The following is an 18,022-nucleotide window of genomic DNA, read 5'->3' on the forward strand; positions in this document are numbered from 1 at the left end:
AGTGAATGCTACTAATGGGATAGCTGCTTCTTTTTCCGTACTCACTTCACCTTTACAGTCTCAGCAACTTCTTTCGTAATCTCTTCCCCACCGAGGCTCTTCCATTTCTCTACAAAAACATCAAAGTCACTAAGGGGTGAATCGCCCACAATGATATTCAAAAATGTCTCACTTTCTAGATTTTGAAGTTCCGCCCATTTGCTTTTCATTAGTTGTGTGTTTCCATAAAAGACCCCTCGCACTCCCTCAATAGCAGTTGAGGTTAAGACGGCAACTCCGTATTTATACGCGTTCGCTGCTTTCCAGCCTTCTAGATCTTTTTTAGGTTGTTCAGTGTCCTCCACCCATTGATCATAGATGAGTCGGGTATCTGGATTTAATGTATCCGGGTCTATTTTTCCATGTAGAGCTTGCTGAATATCTGCATAATGTTTTTCTATCGCATCCGAATAATCAATTAGAAGGTCAAACGGATAATAAGCACGCAGCTGAATTCCTGTTTGTGCAGAGAAATCATCCAGCTTCTTAACTTCTTCTGTATTTGGGTCTTGCCTTCTCTCAAGTCTTGTAAACACATTCAACTGCTTCATAATGGCTTCTGGGTGTTCAAATCCTTTACGTACAACTAGATAACGATCCGTAACTGGAGCCAAGTGAGCAACAAACTTGCCGGAATCATCTAGTGGAGCTGCATACGCTCTCCATTCTGCCTTCGTGTCCAAAGCTACAGCCTCTGACAATGGATAATAAGGCATCCACCATGGGCCAAAAAACATGCCTGATTTCCCAGTGATTATAGGCTCCTGAGTTTCTTTATACAGAGCAAAATCCGGGTCCAGCAACCCACGTTTATACCAATCCGCCAGTTTAGCAAGTGCTTGTTTGGTCTCTGGTGTAATAGAGCCGTACACAATTTTACCGTTGCTATCCTTGATCCAATTCGTCGGGTAAGCATGAAATGCACTAAAAACAGCATCCAGACCATTAACTAATGGCTTAGTTCCATATACGATATTTTTGTAGCCGCTTAATCCTACAGTATCTCTTTTCCCGTTCCCGTCAGGATCTTTTTCAATAAAAGCCTGAGCAATTTTCTCGATGTCTTCAAAGGTCTGAGGGGGTTGCAGCTCCAGCTTCTCCAGCCAATCCTGACGTACCCAGAGCAGAACAGGAGAATCCGCATCAATCGCTACATTCGGTAATCCGTATAATTTACCATCACGTGAAGCATCTTCTAATGCTTCTCCCTTCGTAGAATTGTACATATCTTTAATTAACTCAGAGCCGTATACTTTGTAGGTCTCTGTAAGGTCCTCTATCATGTCATTATCAATGAGCTTCTTCAATTGATCTCGATCTACAACCATCGCATCTGGCAAATCATTGCTATCGATCGCAAGCTGTGCTTTTTGATTAAAAGCATCTTCACCCTTTGCCTCCCAAGAGTGAACTACCTTGATATTCGTAATACTCTCCAAATAACGGGTGATTGGATTGTTATCGTTGCTGTCACCTGTATTTAACCTGGAATCTGGAACCTTAAATCCTACCCGGATCACGATCGGATCTTCATATTTGCTATATGCGATAGAAGTATCTTCGACCTCTCCCTGAGGACTTCTGCCAGAATCCACTGGTATGCTCTGGTCACGGCAGGATGTCAGTCCGATGATCACTATAAGAAGGAGGATGGATCTCCAAAATCTCATCATTGGCCTTTCCCCTCCGCACGATATTCGCTCGGTAGTTTACCAATGCGTTCCCTGAACAGCCTACTGAAATAACGGTCATCTTCAAAGCCAGACCTTGAAGCAACCTCACAGACGGGTAGCGAGGTCTCCAGCAGCAATGATTTAGCCAACTCAAGCCGCATTCCCCGTAAACATTCACCAAATGTCTCTCCGGCAAAACGAGCGAAACATTGACTGAAATAACCACGACTCATATTAATTTCAGCCGCTACATCGCTCTGATTGATTTTGTCACCTGCATGGCTCTGCATATAACGAACTGCGCGAATTAGGCAGGACATCACCTCTTTAGTCAATCCTAGCTCGAGCATTCTCCGTCCCACATGATCAGAGAATCTGCGCAGCCAGGTCTTCCAATGGCACCAGTTCAAGTTAAGTGAAATGTCCCGTTCCAATTGAACAGCATCTTCAGGCTTCAAGAGTAAAGCACTCCATCTTTGCAATAGAGAATGTGCGAACGTTAGATATCTATCAGATCGCGGCTTCTGCAAGCGTATGTTCGATACAAAATGGTCCCATTCGTTTCCATCAATCGTCCACTTGAGATTTTGAGCTTGCTCGAATAGATCCGCTTCATCATGTATTAAATTGGTGCCCGATATTTCCTTCTTTAGTTCCTCATAATTCAGAGAGGTCAGTTCCTCAGCTCCAGAATGATAAAATAGCATATGCCGTAGCTTCGTTGTGAGTTGCTCCTCCAATTCCTGTAACGACTGATCTCTTATCCCACTGATAAGCGCGATCTGCCATCTCCCAGAAAGCTGGCTTTTAAGCTCCCGCTTACTTTCTTCTTCTGAGAAACGTTGAAGCAGAGGTGACATCCACATCTCATGAAAGGTGATCAACGGATTATTCTTCACAAAGGATAGGTGAAATAACTCTTCTTCATTACAGTGATTGTTTAATGGTAAATAGAGCAGCGCCTTGTCAGCGGCCATCCGTTTACCTTCACCATGAACCAAGGCATCCCGTGTGTTGTCCTCCCATTTGATCCGATCAACGAGCCGACGTATAGTCTCATCCGCATTTTCCATCTCTAACAGAGTTTTGACAATATAATCAACAGCTCCTAAACGCATGGCCTCCTGCACATAGTCAAACTCATGATGGCAAGTAAGCACAACACAGCGAATGCCTGCGAAACGCTGCCTCACTAGTTTAATTAGCTCGAACCCAGAAATACCAGGCATAGTCAAATCTACAAAAAGCAGATCCACATCCTGCTGCTGAAGTAGCTCCAGGGCAGATTTTCCATCTCCCGCCTCACCAACAATAACAACCCCTAAGGACGACCAATCGATTAGAGATATGAAGCCTTTCCGCACAAGTCTCTCGTCATCAACCACTACAGCCTTAATCATCGAAGTCCTCCTTACCTTTTCTCGGAATCACGATAGATACAACCGTACCTTCCCCTAGCTTGCTGTACATCTCTAGCTTCATCTGCTCTCCATAGTAGGTTCTAAGCATCCGGTTCACGTACGAGAATCCGATTCCGAGTCCCCGTTTCTTGGCTCCGTCCTCTGACAGCAGCTGGTCTAACGTATCCGCATCCATACCAGCTCCGTTGTCTCTTACACATAGCTTAACTTCTCCTTCGCCATGCTCTGTAATTAAGACATCTACCCTGCCATTATCGCTTAGTCCATGATAAATCGAGTTCTCTACGAGAGGTTGAAGTAAGAATCTGGGGACTGCCACAGACAATACATCCTCATCTGCCTCCACGTTAAATTCGAATTCATAGTCATAACGGATGCGCTGCAGCTCCATATAATTTCGGATCGCTTCAATTTCCTCTCCAAGGGTAACAATGATGCTTTGCTTGCCCAGATTATAATGCAGCACCTTTACAAGGAGAGTAACCAGCTTGTCGATCTCCTTTTGACCGTTGAGTCTTGCCATCCACTGCACCGTATTCAATGTGTTGTGCAAAAAGTGCGGATTGATCTGGCTAAGCAGCTTTTCAATCTCGAATTGGCTTTTCTGCTTCTCATTATGGGCTACTGCAACAATCAGCTCATTCACCTGTTTCTTCATCTGCTGGAAGTTACTAAGTACGAAATCAAACTCTTCCACGTTCGTGTAGGCAACCGGAGAGGTAACATTTTCTGCCATTCGATTAATTTCAAGGTTAACCTTGCGCAATGGGCCATAAATCTTTTTCCAAATCATCCAAGCCAGAACTCCGGCAAAGAGTAGCGTCGAGAACGCAAGCAGGATCATTTTATAGAACCAAGAATAAATTTCACTGTTGAATTCAGACTTTTTAACTACGGCAATAAGCTTCCAGCCCTGCGGACTAGCATATCGAAACAGATGATATCCGGTAAGCGTCTCATGTGAGAGATTGGAGCTGCTTCCTGCAGCTTTGATAATTCCTTGGGGCAATTTTCCGTCAATTTCATAGGTGTTAGTGCCCTGTTGATTCACAAGGATATGATTTACCTTCATCCCGTAAGATTCCTGATTAAATATTTTGCGAAGCAGACTGTAATTCGTCTCTAAATAAATATATAGCTTATGTTCACCTGGTACGCGTACAATGCGCTGCTCCGAGAATACGAGATTATCTCCGACGGCATACATCGTAGAATGCGGCCCATAGTAATCAGCCCCGTTATACCGCATAAAAGAAGGTAAAGTACTGATATCGAAATTTCTGCGCGCACTCATATTGGTGAACAGAACCGGATCATCACTGCTAGGCATAATGTAAGCTGTAAGTCCAATATAGGGATTCGTAAAATTGACGAGGTTGATTTTCTGATTGATGGAGTTCATCATTTGCGATTTGCGATAAATTTGCTTTTCTTGAATAAAAGAGGACATTTCCTCCACAATCTGACCATCCAGCGCAAACTGTTTAGAAGCAAAATCCATATTGTCGATGGCATTCTCCAAACTTGAGGCTTCCTGTTTCAGGCTTGCACTTATACCATTGCCAATTTTCCCTGAAAGGATAGAGTAAATAGAGGTGTAGGTTACGAATCCTACTAAGAGAAGCGGAAGTAGCGTTCCGATTACTAGATAGATGAATAGAGTATTACGTAAGGATTTGACAGCTGGGGTATGATTACGCTGGAGTACTCTTACCATCCGAATGATCCTCTTCTTTCTTCCTGTAAGCGTTTTATATATTAATGTGAGAATACCACATTTATCCTTAATTGAATAGAATAGGGCAGAACAGCCTCCACGCCGCCCCGCCCTATTTATAATCGAACCTTATTTCACGCTTTTGCGAGCCTCAAATAGTTCCTCAGCTTTTTTAATAGAGAAATCCATCACCTCGGAATAGCCAAGACCATTCACCTTATCATGCATCTCTTTATTCAATTTGTCATATTCAGCTTGATCTTTAGCAAAAACCATTTTCCAAGAAATTTGTTGAATGACCGTACCGATTTGTTTGTTCTTTTGCTCCAGTGTTTTATCCATCATCAATGGCTCTTTGCCAGTGAAGCCTTGTGGAGCTACAGCCAGCAGATTATTTTTCTCAAAATACTCCTTAGGTGTCAGAACGCCCATCTTCGCTCTCCAATCACTATCAAGCTTAGACGGATTACGTTGCAGGGTTGTCGTCCATAGATTGTGATCATATGGCTCTTTGTTCTCTGGATTCACCATCGCTGGTACCACAAAAGAGAAGTTCATTTGATTGGAGCCGTAGTAGTAGTCACCGCCGCCATATTCTGCAGGCACTTGCGTATTCTGTTGATCCGCGTAAGCCTTCCAACCAAAATCAGTCACGACAGGTTTACCGCTTCCATCTATATCCCAAGTCAGCCCCTTAGGTCCGTTTGGTACCGCAGTCCCGCTTCCTGCAGAGATCATTGCACCTTCCGGGGTGTACATCCAGTTAATGAATTCCATAATTCTTGCTGGTTCCTTAGCTTTTGCGCCGATTGCTATAATACCGTTACCACCGTAAACATTGAAGCCTGTAGAGTACATCAGCTCATCCTTAAATGGAACTAATGCAAAACCTTTACCTTCAGCTGTTCTTTCCGGTGTATTGTAGTTAGCGGCTCCAAGCCATGGGAACCAGGAGAACAACAGACGGCCATCTTTGTATTTCGCTACAACATCGTCGAATTTTTGAGTCATAGAATCTGGATCCACCAGACCCATTTGGTTAGCTTCAAAATACAGCTTGAGCGATTTCATATACCAGCTATCTTCGGATAAGAAGTCATAATACTTTTCTTCATCTGCTTTAACATACACAGCAGTGTCAGGAATTTCATCATAGCCCATCATGTTTGCAAACTGTTTAGCCAGTGTCATTTTATAGTTGCCATCCCAGTCAGACCACATCGAGAAGGCATAGGTTTTCTTACCTTGCTCATTCTTTGGCTCAAGCTCTTGCATTTTTTTCAGGACTGGAAGATAATCTTCAATCTTTGAAATTTCAGGTGCTCCGATTTGTTGATAAAGATCCCAGCGTAGGTCTGGACCCCAAGTCATATCTTTTCCTTCAGAAGGTCCGGATGGGTTAGAAGCTACGTTGTTTCCCATGCCAAAGACTGATGATCCACCGCCAAAAGCTACCTTTGCTTTCTCAATAGCTTTTGGAAAAGTGCTAGAAATATCTTTTCCGTATTTGTCCAGAAGTCCGTCTTGTGTCCAGTCTAAGAGCAGCTTTCCTTTGATCGCATTTGGATAATGGTTCTTGTCATCACCGAAAATGATGATATCTCCAAGATCACCAGATGCCATCATTGCAGAAATTTTGGTATCTCCACCTGTAAGATTTGAAGCTACAATGTCCATCTCAATGTTGAACTTATCTTTGATGATTTTGGCGAACCATCCAGTTTGTGGCCCCGCATAGTTAGCCGTTGTAGAGAATACGGTCAGCTTCAGCGGCTTGGAATGATCAAGTGCTCCGTCATCTGGTGCTGCTGTTTCTTCCGCCGGCGCATTTGTGGCAGCGGACGTGGGCTTCTCTGTACTAGTGTTTTTGCCCGAGTTAGCCGTATTATTCCCCCCGCCACATGCTGCCAGAACGAAGACCAGGATTACGGATAGCATGACAAGCGATGCTCTTCTTAGTCTCATTGCTTTATACCCTCCCTTTCGTATCTTCACTTATAGTTCAACTCTGCTTGTAGCAGAGGAAAACCCCATTTCATTACCGATCCGGTAACTCATTAGCCCTTAACCGCACCGATCATAATTCCTTTGACGAAAAAGCGTTGGAAGAACGGATACACGATTAAAATCGGCAATACGACGATCATGGTCACGGTCATCCGTACCGAGGTTGGAGTCTGCATATTCGCTACACCAGCGGCCATATCAGGTGAACTGCGGATTAGAGCAGCGAGCGAGCTGGACTCGTTCAAATAACGCCATAACAAGAACTGGAGCGTATAGTACTTCGTATCTGTCATCAAAAACGCCGTATCAATGAAGGAGTTCCACTGATTCACTGCGGAGAAAATCGTAATCGTAGCTAGAATTGGCGTCGTAAGCGGTACAATAATACTCCAGAACACTCGCATGTAACCCGCACCATCCATAGATGCCGACTCCTCAAGCGAAGGTGGAATGGCTTCAACGAAGGTTTTGACTAGAATAATATTGAAAGGCGTAATAATCGTAGGCAAAATATAAGCCAGATAATTATTGGTCAGATGCAAATTGTGCATTGTGATGTACCAAGGAATTAGACCTGCGCTAAAATACATCGTAACTACAACACTGCGGTACCAAATACTCCGGCCCCACATTTCCTTTTTAGTGAACAAGTAACCTAAAAAAGCTGACGACCCTACAGTAAGTAGCGTCCCGACGACCGTTCTATATACAGAGACTGTTGCCGCATGTCCTAGACCGCTGATTTTTAGAACCTTGCTATAGTTATCGAAATGAATCTGTCTTGGATAAAATTTGATATACCCTGCTGCGCTAAGATCGTTCGAGCTGATCGTGTTGATAAACAAGTAGTAGAATGGATAGATGCATGACAGGGTGAACAATCCAAAGAGCGTATAGATAATTATCTGGAAGATAAGTTCTCCAGTCGTTAGTTTTTTCTTTCTCAAATGGGATCACCCCTGACTTAAATGATAGATTCGTCACGCACCATCTTAGATAATGTGTTGGCTGCGAACAGTAGAATTACACTGACAACCGATTTCAACATGCTGACGGCTGTGGCAAAAGGAAAGTTGTTAGCAAACGCGATATTGTATACATAAAGATCCAGCACCTCAATGGAATCTTTATTCATAGCATTTTGAAAGGCAAAATATTGCTCCATACCGTTATTGACTAGGTTACCTATGGATAACAGCAGCAGTACAAAAAAGGTTGGGATCAGACCTGGAATGGTAATATGCCAGATTTTGCGGAACCGACTTGCACCATCCACCTCAACAGCTTCATACAATTCCTGATCAATGCCAGCAATTGCAGCAAGATAAAGAATGGCTCCCCAGCCTAACGATTTCCACCAGTACCAAAGGATCATCGTGACCCAGATATTTGAGCTGGAAGCTAGTAAATTATAGCCTTCATCCACTATTCCAAGCTGCACCAGAATGTGAGTGATGACACCGTTATCTACTGAGAACAACGAGAATGCCAATGCATATACCAGAATCCAGCTGATAAAGTTCGGGATCGTGGTTAGCGTCTGCACCATCTTGCGATACCAGCCTGACTTAATCTCGGTCAACATAATGGCAAAGAACACTGGAAATATGGACGTAATTAATCCAAGTGAACTCATGGCAAGTGTGTTCTTCAGCACGCGTAGAACCTCTGCGGTTTGTGTCGGATTGGATACAATCGTCTTAAACCATTTCAGCCCGACATACGGCGTATCTGACAAAGGTATTCCGGGAATGAAATCATAAAAGGCATAAATCCATCCGCTGATCGGCAGATAATAGAAAATAAAGGTGACAACAAGAAATGGAAAAGCCATGAAGAACAATTTATGTTTGTTCTTCATCTTCCAGCGGGATCGATGAACCGGATCTACGCTGGGAAGCAGTTCGCCAGCAGGTACCCCCATATCGGAATCTCCTATATCCAGATTTTGATTACGCTTTCAGAATATCAGAACCTGAGCTTCTGGCGAGATAGAGCACAGAACGTCCTCTCTGGAGAACCGTCAGATGCTAGTGAACCAAATTCGCAGCACAATCGACCATTTTCTACCTGCCCTGTGGGACAAAATACGAGCCAATTCATACCAATAAGAGCCATATCGTGATTTCATCAGCACCTTCCCTTGCCTCAGACTCCCGCTCATTCAGCATTTCCACCATGTTCGCTCTCCGTGTCAACAAAAAAAGCAGCCCCCGATAGGTTGCTGCTGCATTACTTTAAAAACCCTAGTTTGTTAACACCAAATACCCACTGTACGCATACTGAAGTCCGTACTGCATCACGATAGCCTAATGCCCAGACGCCCGGACATCCCCCTCCGCAGAGGCATCCATCTTCTGACGTCCCATATAAAACGAAGCCAATAATGCTAACGCTGCGGGAATCACCGCCCAAGCAAAAGTATTTACTATGGAAGACGATAACCCTGCAGTAATCTTACCCAGAATCTCAGGTGGAATTAGCGCCCTAGTCTCCGGTGAAAGCAAGGCATGCGGGTCTTTAAAATCCATAGCTCCCGCAGGAGCCGCTCCTCCTCCACTAGCCGAGAGTAGCTTGATAAGACTGCCGGAGAAATAATGACTTTGAATTATACCGAAGGTGGTAATGCCTATGGTCATGCCCAATGAACGAATGAAATTCAGCGTTGCGCTGGCCGAGCCACGTTGCTGTGCGGTTAATCCATGAATGGATGCCGTACTTAGCACTGAGAATGAAGCACCAATCCCTAGTCCAATTAAGATCATATACAATGTAACCAGCAATCGCGAAGCCTCCGGCGTAAGTGTCGCTACAAGACCAGTACCGATCACCAGAAGTGCGAATGTAGGAATGAGCAGGCTGCGGTAACTGGTTTTTGACATCAGAAATCCGCCAATCGTAGCTGTAACCACGGAGCCAACCATCATTGGCAGCAGCACCAGTCCCGAATTTGTAGCTGATCCACCTAATACCCCTTGAATAAAGATCGGAATATATACGGAAGCCACAATAAAAGCTGCACCGCTAAACAGAGCACAGATAATGCTCACTGCGTATAATCTTTTTTTGAACAAAGCAAAGGAAATGATCGGTTCTTTCGCTCTAGTCTCCACAAAAAGAAACAGCGCTGCAAGGATCACAAAGGCTGCAAATAAACCAAGAATCATGGACGAATTCCAAGCATACTCTTTCCCGCCTAGTTCCAGCGCAAACATTAAGCAAATAACTGAACCTAGCAGCGTACCTGCTCCCAACCAGTCAATAGGCTGTTTAGAATGCTCATGGGATTCTTTATAAAAGAATACAACCATCGCAAAAGCCAACAGGCCAAGGGGCAAGTTAATATAAAATACCCACTGCCAAGCAATATGATCGGTAATATATGCACCCAGCAATGGACCAAATATACTCGACAATCCAAATACTGCACCGAAGGCCCCGCCCAGCTTCCCCCGGGTCTCCAGAGGTACAGCATCAAACATGATTGCAAAGGCAATCGGCACCAGCGCGCCCCCGCCAATTCCCTGAATAGCCCGGTACGCAGCTAACTGAGTAATTGTATCAGCCGTTCCACAAAGAGCCGAACCTACCATAAATACGATAATTCCAAAAATAAAAAACTTCTTGCGTCCATACATATCAGAGAGCTTGCCGAAAATGGGCATACCCGCCATCTCGGCTACGAGATAGGCTGATGTGACCCAGACAAATTTGTCCATTCCGCCAAGCTCTCCAACAATATTCCCCATCGCTGTAGCAACAATAGTGCTGTCCATGGAAGCCATCAGAATTCCTAATAGGAGACCTGCGATAACAATGCCCAGATTGGGCGATTTGGCAGCACTCATATGTTCCACTCCTCTTTTTCTCAAAAAATAACTATAAATTTATCTTTAAATCTTCACTTGATGCTTCACTGTTGCGTGCTTATGAACTTCTAGTGTATCACGGAACTCCACCATTTCTATTTCACAGTCCGGGCCAATGATTACACGTTCTCCCCTTACCATACTAGCCTTTGTATTGACCAGATCAATAGCATCGCCCTCGATTAGCCCTGCTTCAAACAGTATTTTCGAAGTTGGCTTCATCATATGAAGCAGTCTCCCAGTTTTACTCTTCTTAATGGTTAAGATACTGCCCCCAACCTCCTTCGCACTACTTGGACCAAACAATTTAATCTCCAAATGCTCAGCACTAAGTAATCCAGCTACGCTTAAGGCACCGGAAATTTGCAATTTTTCCCCTTCACAATCACCCTTCACATCCAGATTTCCGTAGAGATGAAGCTTATCGATTTTTACAGAGGCTGCTTTTATTTCCCCCTGTCCACGCAAGGAATCTCCTTCAAGACCACCCTCTAGCGCAATTTCACCAGTGATTTTCATTTGCTTCATATGCAGATTTCCAGCAATATTGGCATTTCCAGTCAGACTCATCTTCTCGCAATTCACATCTCCGGCGAATTTGCATTCTCCAGTGATCTTAACATCTTTGAAAGAACCCCCGGCTGAAGACGTCGTTCCAATTATTTTCAGATTATCATTCACCGACCTTCTCCACCTTTCCAACTTTCGCTTCAGGATGCACCGTAATTTGTTCGCGATACTCTACCCGTCCGAGTGTACAGCCTGGGCCAATAATAACAATATTCCCTCTGATGATATCCGCAGTTGTATATTCTATATCTATAAAATCTCCCTCGATCGTTCGAGTACATAGCTCCGGTCGAAGTTTAGGGATGATTCCACTGAACATCTTACTCCAAAACCCATTATTTACTTGCCGTATCACTAGGCTCTCCACACCAATTTCATTAGCCTTCGCCTGACTCTGCAGTTTGAAGTCCACATGACCGGCACTGAGTAAACCACCAACATTAAAGCTTCCTTCACCTACGAAATCCTCAAGATCACAATCCCCCTTGACTGTCATCATTCCGTTAAGGGTGCAGCTTTCACCTCGAAAACTCTTACCTACAGTAAGAACCCCATCCACCTTTAGGGTGCCAAATTGCAAATTGCCTATCACTTTAATGACCCCGTTGCATTCTGCTTCTTCTGCTGTGAGATCATCATTCAAATTCATATGCCCATTTCCTTTAAACATTCGTGCCACAACCGGCCCCACTACTTTACCTACACCATCCATGTTTACGTTGTTGTAAGTACCTCCGGCCCCACCACTAACCCCGTTTATAATCAAATCAGGCAGCTGATGTTTGTCCATTACTCTTCCTCCTATTCAACAAGCTTGTAGGCAAGCTTACCTTTCAATTGTTCGATCAAATCTGCATATGTCATTTTACTGACCAATCTAACCCCTTCATCAAACCATAACTCCGCAGGTGCTTGAGCGATTATGAAGGATGAAACCCCCATTTTACGGACAAAAAACAACTCCCAGCTTCCACTGTCGACCCTTGAAACTTTTTCCTCTAAAGTGCGAAACAGAAGCTCTGCCTCCTCCATACTCATCTCTCCAGCACTAAGCAGGCGGTCTACAGCGAATAAATGAACGAGCCCCTCAAAAGTATATTTGCTTTCATCACTGAGATTGTCTCCAAATTTCCTCAGCGTTGTTGTCGAAACAATGTTACGTTCTACAATTTCCTTAGCAGTTATACTCACCTTTTCAAAGGATGCCTTATCCGATAGCTTATCAGCCATTTCATCCAAGGACAGCCCATCTTTCATATTCACAATGTTGTGAATCCGCGACAAGATCATCTCTTTAGGAAAAAAAGTCTCTTGCCCAGTGAAGGTAGATTTACGGATAAACCATTCCTCGGGAATTAACTGCTTCCTTTTCCAGCGGTACAATTGCCCATATGAAATACCGGTTAAATCCAGCAGTTGCTTCTTCGAAATCAAATCATCTTCCATATGCGATCACTCCTTGAAAGCATCGTAACATAACACTGTTACGTTGTAAACAAAACACTCCCCCTTAACTTCTCTACCGCAACAAATCATTGCATTAAAGTCCCTCCAAGATTTTACGACACAGGCAAAAAGTAAACCTCCGTCTAGAGAAGGATTTCCACTCTTTTACCCGCACTGTATTCTTTGATTTAAGCTAGGCTGTTGCTTCACTCTTCATTTAAAACAAAGAAAAGAAAAAGAAAGCCCTCCCTAGCCAATACTATGGCATCTTGGAAAGCCTTCTTTATTTTACTTGCTCTATCTACGAATTTTATTGTTCAAGTCTTTCATAATCTCACTACTGAACAAAAGTATAATGAGCTGAATCATATTGTGGCCCGGATTTCTCATAAGTGAACCAATACTCAATGCTGCTGCCAGCACTTAACCCACTCACCGTCTGTTTCCATGTACCTGAGCTATTGATCATCCGGTAATTAAGCTGTGGCCCCCCGTTAACCTTATAATGCACATCTACATAAAGAGCACTGGTTACAGGTGTAATATAAATGCTCGCTTCTGTTGAAGAAAGTCTCGTTACCCCTGCTGTAAAGTCAGCCGTCACATGATCACCGCCTCCGCTGCCTCCAGATGGATTAGTAGTATCCGTTGCGGCATTACTGGCGGATGATAGATTACCCGCTGCATCCGTAGCTTTTACTGTAAACGTATAGGCTGTGTTTGGAGTTAGTCCAGTAACAGTAGCCGTAGTATCTGCCACAGAGGCTACTTGCTGTGTTCCGCGATAAACGAGATATCCCGTAACACCAACATTATCAGTTGAAGCAGACCAGCTCAGGTTAACTGCTGTATCCGTCTTGCTGGTTACTGTCAGATTAGTGGGTGCAGTGGGTGCTGTTGTATCTCCAGTATTACCTCCACCCGTCAAGTATTGACCTGTGAATGGATTAAACCGGTGTAGTGATAGAATTAACCAACCCGTGCTGGACACGCAGTTTTGCTGTGCCATAACCCAATAGCTGTTGCTGGTCCCTTTCAGCGAGTAGGGGATTCCCCCAAGCGAAGCGCCGCTTGTGCCTTGCTTTTTAATAATTTCAGTGTTAATGGCATCTGCTTTGGATACATTGCCTTGCATAAAGTAGGCGAGCGACATAAATGCGCTTCCTTCAAACCATACATCAGCACCCGTATTACCGATTTGATTCCCGTTATCGTCATAAGCTGGCAAAACTTCGTCCGTCCAGTCAAAATCATAGCCGGTGAGTGTATTCCCAGCATCATTGTAAGTTAGCGTCTGCTTGTAACGCGGATTCGCAAGTGTACCTGGAGTGCCGGAAGCAATTTCCACATAAGTTAAACTTGCACCGTAGTTATGGGTGCCGGATACTCCTAAGGCCAGTACTCCCCATGGATTCACGTCTAAAGGAATTTTAGGATCAATTAGATTCGTATCGTTTTTCCAACCTCCCTTGAAGCGTTTGACACTGTCATCCCACACATAATTATCCAAGAAGGATTTAACTCCAGAAGCTGCACTATTATAAGTGGCTGCCTTGGAGGAATCCACCGAAGCATAATACTGCAGCACCCGGTAAATATCGATATTGTGCTCGGTAGAGCTCCATGGCTCATCGGAGTTACTCCAAGCACTCCAGCCTCCTGCGATACTGCCATTTGCTTTTTTATACTGCAAGCTCCAATCGAGCGCTTTGAGCGCCATTGGACGATACCGCGTGTCATTATATTCCTTCTCATAAGCCATAGCAGCCATTGCCATCCATACAACCGGCCCCACATGTTTACGAATTTCTTCTCCGTAGCCGTTGTTATACCAATAAGAATTCAGCCAGAAGCCTGAAGGATCTTGAATGTCCCGCATTTTGTTCAAGACCTGCTCTGCCCGCGTCCGTTCACCCTTTATAATAAAGGCGATAGCTGCAACCGCTTGATCATACGTGTATACAATCTGTTTGGGGTTGTTTGGTCCCCAGAAATCTTCAAAGCTATCTACCAATCCCTCAAAAGCATACCCCGCTGTTGCATCCTGCTGGACCTTCAACCAGATTAAAGCACGATTTGAAGCGTCACTTGCAGGATCTGCACTCACTTTTCCACCCATAGGTAGAGCTACTCCAATAACCAGCAGACTTGTCATTAAGATCGAAAACAGCTTCCTCATCTTCATAACTTTCCTCCTCATATTCATAATGAACTGGGCAATGAGAGTTCTTTGAAGCATAATACTAAAGCGTTTTCAAACAGCGACAACAGGAACTTTTGAAATCTTTACCATGGTAATTGTCCTCATTTTCAGCCTTTGGGGCCTATTAGTCAACGATTTTCTGTAAAATTTTAACTAAATGAGGCGAAACAACCATAAATCCCATTTAAGAAACTATACGAAAGACCGCACTTATTTTATTAATTCGTGTTCACGAAGACAAAACAAAAAGAGCAGACAGCTCCTTGGGTAGGATTCTATCTGCTCTTTATGATTTAATCACTATTCTATTCTGCTTTATCTTCATTAGAAGCTTCAGAAGCTTCGACTGCAGCTGGTTCAGCAGCATCTTCATCGGTTGGCTCTTGAGCTGCTGGAGGTGCGATCCGGACAATCAAAGTGTCCTCAGGTGTCAACACTTCCCAGCCTTCATGCTTAGGCAGATCAGATACCAGCAATTGGTCACCAATATCAAGTCCACTGATATCCACCTCAAAGGATGCCGTTAATTTATCTGGAAGTGTGCGAATATCCAGCTCATGCAATTCAATTTGCTGCACGCCGCCACTCTTCACACCTACTGGATCACCTGTAAAGTGGAATGCCACTTTTGTATCCAATTTAGCTTTCATATCAATTTGTTGAAAATCAATATGCAGCAGTTGTTTGGATACTGGCTGGCGCTGAATTTCTTGGATGACAACGTTCTTTTTACCCGAGTCTGGTAATTCCAAGGTTAATACTGCCCGAGGGTTATTAGCCAAAATCCCGGTAATTGTCTTAGCATCCGCTGTAAAGGACTGGCTATCTGAACCTGCACCGTACACGACTACCGGTACAAAGCCTTTTCTGCGCTGTGAAGAAGTCGAGCCGGATCTTTCTGTCAAACGTACTGTTGTATTCACGATGATTCCTCCTAAGTAGGGATTTTATACTAGACCGATTAGATATGTACGTCTAACCTAACCACTCTCTATTACCCCATTAACCTGGCTTCGAAACCCTTAATAAATTTTTGAGCACAGGCAAAAATAAGGTCAAATTGTATTATTATACAATTCAACTTTAATTATTCAAGACTTAGGAGCGAATCGTCATTATATCTTTGACAGCTATCAGACCAAATGACAAGCTACAAAGTGGTTATTGCCAGCATCCCGGAATTCCGGGATTTCAGATCTGCAAACCTCTTGAGCATAGGGACAACGGGTATGGAATTTACAGCCAGAAGGAGGGTTCACCGGACTTGGAATATCCCCCTTAAGGACAATTCTTTCCCTTTTCAGCTTGGGAATAGGTATTGGAACAGCTGATAGCAATGCCTTGGTATACGGGTGGAGCGGGTTCTTAAATAATTCATCTCTAGAAGCCGTCTCCATCATAGATCCCAGATACATAACACCGATTCTTGAACATAAATGCTCAACCACACTCAAATCATGGGAGATAAACAAATAGGTGAGCCCACGGCTCTGCTGCAGCTTACTGAATAAATTAATAATCTGTGCTTGGATGGACACATCCAAGGCCGAGACTGGCTCGTCTGCAATGATTAGCTCAGGATTCAGCACAAGCGCACGCGCGATTCCGATCCGTTGTCGCTGTCCTCCTGAGAATTCATGCGGAAAGCGATCAATATGATAAGAGGATAAACCACATGCCTCAAGCGCCTCAAGTACACGATCACGAACCTCTGATTTTGAGCATAAGCCATGATCCAGTAAAGCTTCTCCGATAGCATCACCTATGCGGACCCGAGGGTTAAGTGAGCTATACGGGTCTTGAAAGATTAGCTGCATTTGGGGTCTGATATTTCGCAATTCAGCGGGGGACAAAGAATGAATGTCTATTCCTTTGAATTTGATCTCGCCTGCCGTTTTATCCGTTAGCCGTAAAATCGTCCGTCCGACCGTACTCTTTCCGCTCCCGGATTCTCCTACAAGCCCAAACGTCTCCCCTGGCTGAAGCGTGATGCTAATATCATCAACAGCCTTTACATGCCCAACCGTTCGGTTAAGCAATCCCTTAGTGACAGGGAAATATTTCTTCAGATGATTGACCTCAAGCAATGCCTCAGGCATGAACAACCGCCTCCTCATACAACCAGCAAGCTACCTTTTGTCTGCTGGCCACTTCTTTAAGCTGGGGCTGCTGGCTGACACAAACAGGCATGCAGTGCTCACAGCGGTCATGAAAATAGCAAGAAGGTACAAGCTCAAGCGGATTTGGTACTTGGCCTGGTATGGAATACAGCTCATCCTGCCGCTGATTGATAACTGGCTTCGATTTGAGCAGCCCTTTCGTATACGGGTGTTTGGGGTTGTTGAACAATTCAACAACCTCCCCCTCCTCCACAATCTTTCCGGAGTACATAACAATCACGTAGTCAGCCATCTCCGCGACTACACCCAGATCATGGGTGATTAATAGAATAGACATGCCTGAGTTGTCTTTAATTTCACGAAGCATATCCAGAATTTGTGCTTGAATCGTTACATCCAGCGCCGTTGTCGGTTCATCTGCAATCAATAACTTGGGACTGCAGGCGATAGCAATAGCGATCATTATCCGCTGCAGCATCCCTCCACTTAATTCATGTGGATAACTATCAGCAATTTGCTCAGGTCGTGATATGCCTACCTGTTTTATTAGTTCAATCGCCCGGATACGCGCCTGCTTCTTATTCATCTTCAAATGTACAATCAGCGGCTCCATAATTTGTTCACCGATCTTGATTACAGGATTAAGGGAGGACATGGGTTCCTGGAAGATCATCGCGATCTCGTTGCCACGGATAGCTCGCAGTGTGTTTTTGTCCATTTGCAACAAATCTTCACCCTGAAAATCAATTTTTCCATGGGCAACCTTGCCCCCTGGCTCTTCAACAAGACCCATGATGGACATCGCAGTTACACTTTTGCCGCAGCCCGATTCTCCGACGATACAGACCGTCTCTCCTTCACGGACACGGAAGCTTACATCATCAACGGCCTTCACTTTTCCTTCTTCCGTGAAGAAGTATGTACTTAGACCGTCTATATTCATTAAATCACTCATGT

General features: G+C 44.2%; 14 protein-coding genes. All 14 read right to left on the bottom strand.

Features of this window, described 5'->3' with window-relative positions:
- Positions 1-41: 41 nt before the first annotated feature.
- The 14 genes from ACDZ28_RS28845 to ACDZ28_RS28910 all read right to left on the bottom strand — a co-directional run bounded on the left by ACDZ28_RS28845 (position 42) and on the right by ACDZ28_RS28910 (position 18,020).
- The gene (locus ACDZ28_RS28845; protein ID WP_052414659.1) at positions 42-1,712 is read right to left on the bottom strand and encodes an extracellular solute-binding protein; all 1,671 of its coding nucleotides are present in this window, start codon (positions 1,710-1,712) and stop codon (positions 42-44) included.
- The gene (locus tag ACDZ28_RS28850; protein ID WP_375103420.1) at positions 1,709-3,112 is read right to left on the bottom strand and encodes a response regulator; all 1,404 of its coding nucleotides are present in this window, start codon (positions 3,110-3,112) and stop codon (positions 1,709-1,711) included. The genes ACDZ28_RS28845 and ACDZ28_RS28850 overlap by 4 nt, the downstream gene beginning before the upstream one ends.
- Positions 3,105-4,850 (bottom strand): sensor histidine kinase, encoded by a 1,746-nt coding sequence (locus ACDZ28_RS28855; RefSeq protein WP_076119730.1) that lies wholly within the window; start codon positions 4,848-4,850, stop codon positions 3,105-3,107. The genes ACDZ28_RS28850 and ACDZ28_RS28855 overlap by 8 nt, the downstream gene beginning before the upstream one ends.
- A 129-nt stretch (positions 4,851-4,979) precedes the next feature.
- Entirely contained in the window at positions 4,980-6,815 is a 1,836-nt protein-coding gene (locus tag ACDZ28_RS28860; RefSeq protein WP_042129403.1) for an ABC transporter substrate-binding protein, read from the bottom strand.
- 92 nt (positions 6,816-6,907) lie between these two features.
- On the bottom strand, positions 6,908-7,804 hold the full coding sequence (locus tag ACDZ28_RS28865; protein WP_042129404.1) for a carbohydrate ABC transporter permease: 897 nt from the start codon (positions 7,802-7,804) through the stop codon (positions 6,908-6,910).
- Positions 7,805-7,821: 17 nt separating this feature from the next.
- A complete protein-coding gene (locus ACDZ28_RS28870) occupies positions 7,822-8,781 on the bottom strand; it encodes a sugar ABC transporter permease (protein ID WP_076119731.1) in 960 nt (319 codons plus the stop codon).
- A gap of 385 nt (positions 8,782-9,166) precedes the next feature.
- Positions 9,167-10,705: an MDR family MFS transporter gene (locus ACDZ28_RS28875; protein WP_375103421.1), complete on the bottom strand. Its 1,539-nt coding sequence runs from the start codon at positions 10,703-10,705 to the stop codon at positions 9,167-9,169.
- 45 nt (positions 10,706-10,750) lie between these two features.
- The gene (locus ACDZ28_RS28880) at positions 10,751-11,407 is read right to left on the bottom strand and encodes a hypothetical protein (protein WP_375103422.1); all 657 of its coding nucleotides are present in this window, start codon (positions 11,405-11,407) and stop codon (positions 10,751-10,753) included.
- Complete coding sequence (locus ACDZ28_RS28885; protein ID WP_375103423.1) at positions 11,400-12,086, bottom strand: hypothetical protein; 687 nt, start codon at positions 12,084-12,086, stop codon at positions 11,400-11,402. Before ACDZ28_RS28885 ends, ACDZ28_RS28880 begins: the two co-directional genes overlap by 8 nt.
- A gap of 11 nt (positions 12,087-12,097) precedes the next feature.
- Entirely contained in the window at positions 12,098-12,742 is a 645-nt protein-coding gene (locus tag ACDZ28_RS28890) for a YhbD family protein (protein WP_375103424.1), read from the bottom strand.
- A 337-nt stretch (positions 12,743-13,079) separates the two neighbouring features.
- On the bottom strand, positions 13,080-14,927 hold the full coding sequence (locus ACDZ28_RS28895) for a fibronectin type III domain-containing protein (protein WP_339287374.1): 1,848 nt from the start codon (positions 14,925-14,927) through the stop codon (positions 13,080-13,082).
- A 323-nt stretch (positions 14,928-15,250) separates the two neighbouring features.
- Entirely contained in the window at positions 15,251-15,868 is a 618-nt protein-coding gene (locus ACDZ28_RS28900) for a 50S ribosomal protein L25 (protein ID WP_339287375.1), read from the bottom strand.
- A 210-nt stretch (positions 15,869-16,078) separates the two neighbouring features.
- Positions 16,079-17,044, bottom strand: a complete 966-nt coding sequence (locus ACDZ28_RS28905) for an ABC transporter ATP-binding protein (protein WP_042190014.1) — start codon at positions 17,042-17,044, stop codon at positions 16,079-16,081.
- Complete coding sequence (locus tag ACDZ28_RS28910; protein WP_076284612.1) at positions 17,037-18,020, bottom strand: ABC transporter ATP-binding protein; 984 nt, start codon at positions 18,018-18,020, stop codon at positions 17,037-17,039. Before ACDZ28_RS28910 ends, ACDZ28_RS28905 begins: the two co-directional genes overlap by 8 nt.
- Positions 18,021-18,022 lie beyond the last annotated feature (2 nt).

Source organism: Paenibacillus sp. RS8 (assembly GCF_041956825.1).
Lineage (GTDB): Bacteria > Bacillota > Bacilli > Paenibacillales > Paenibacillaceae > Paenibacillus_AQ.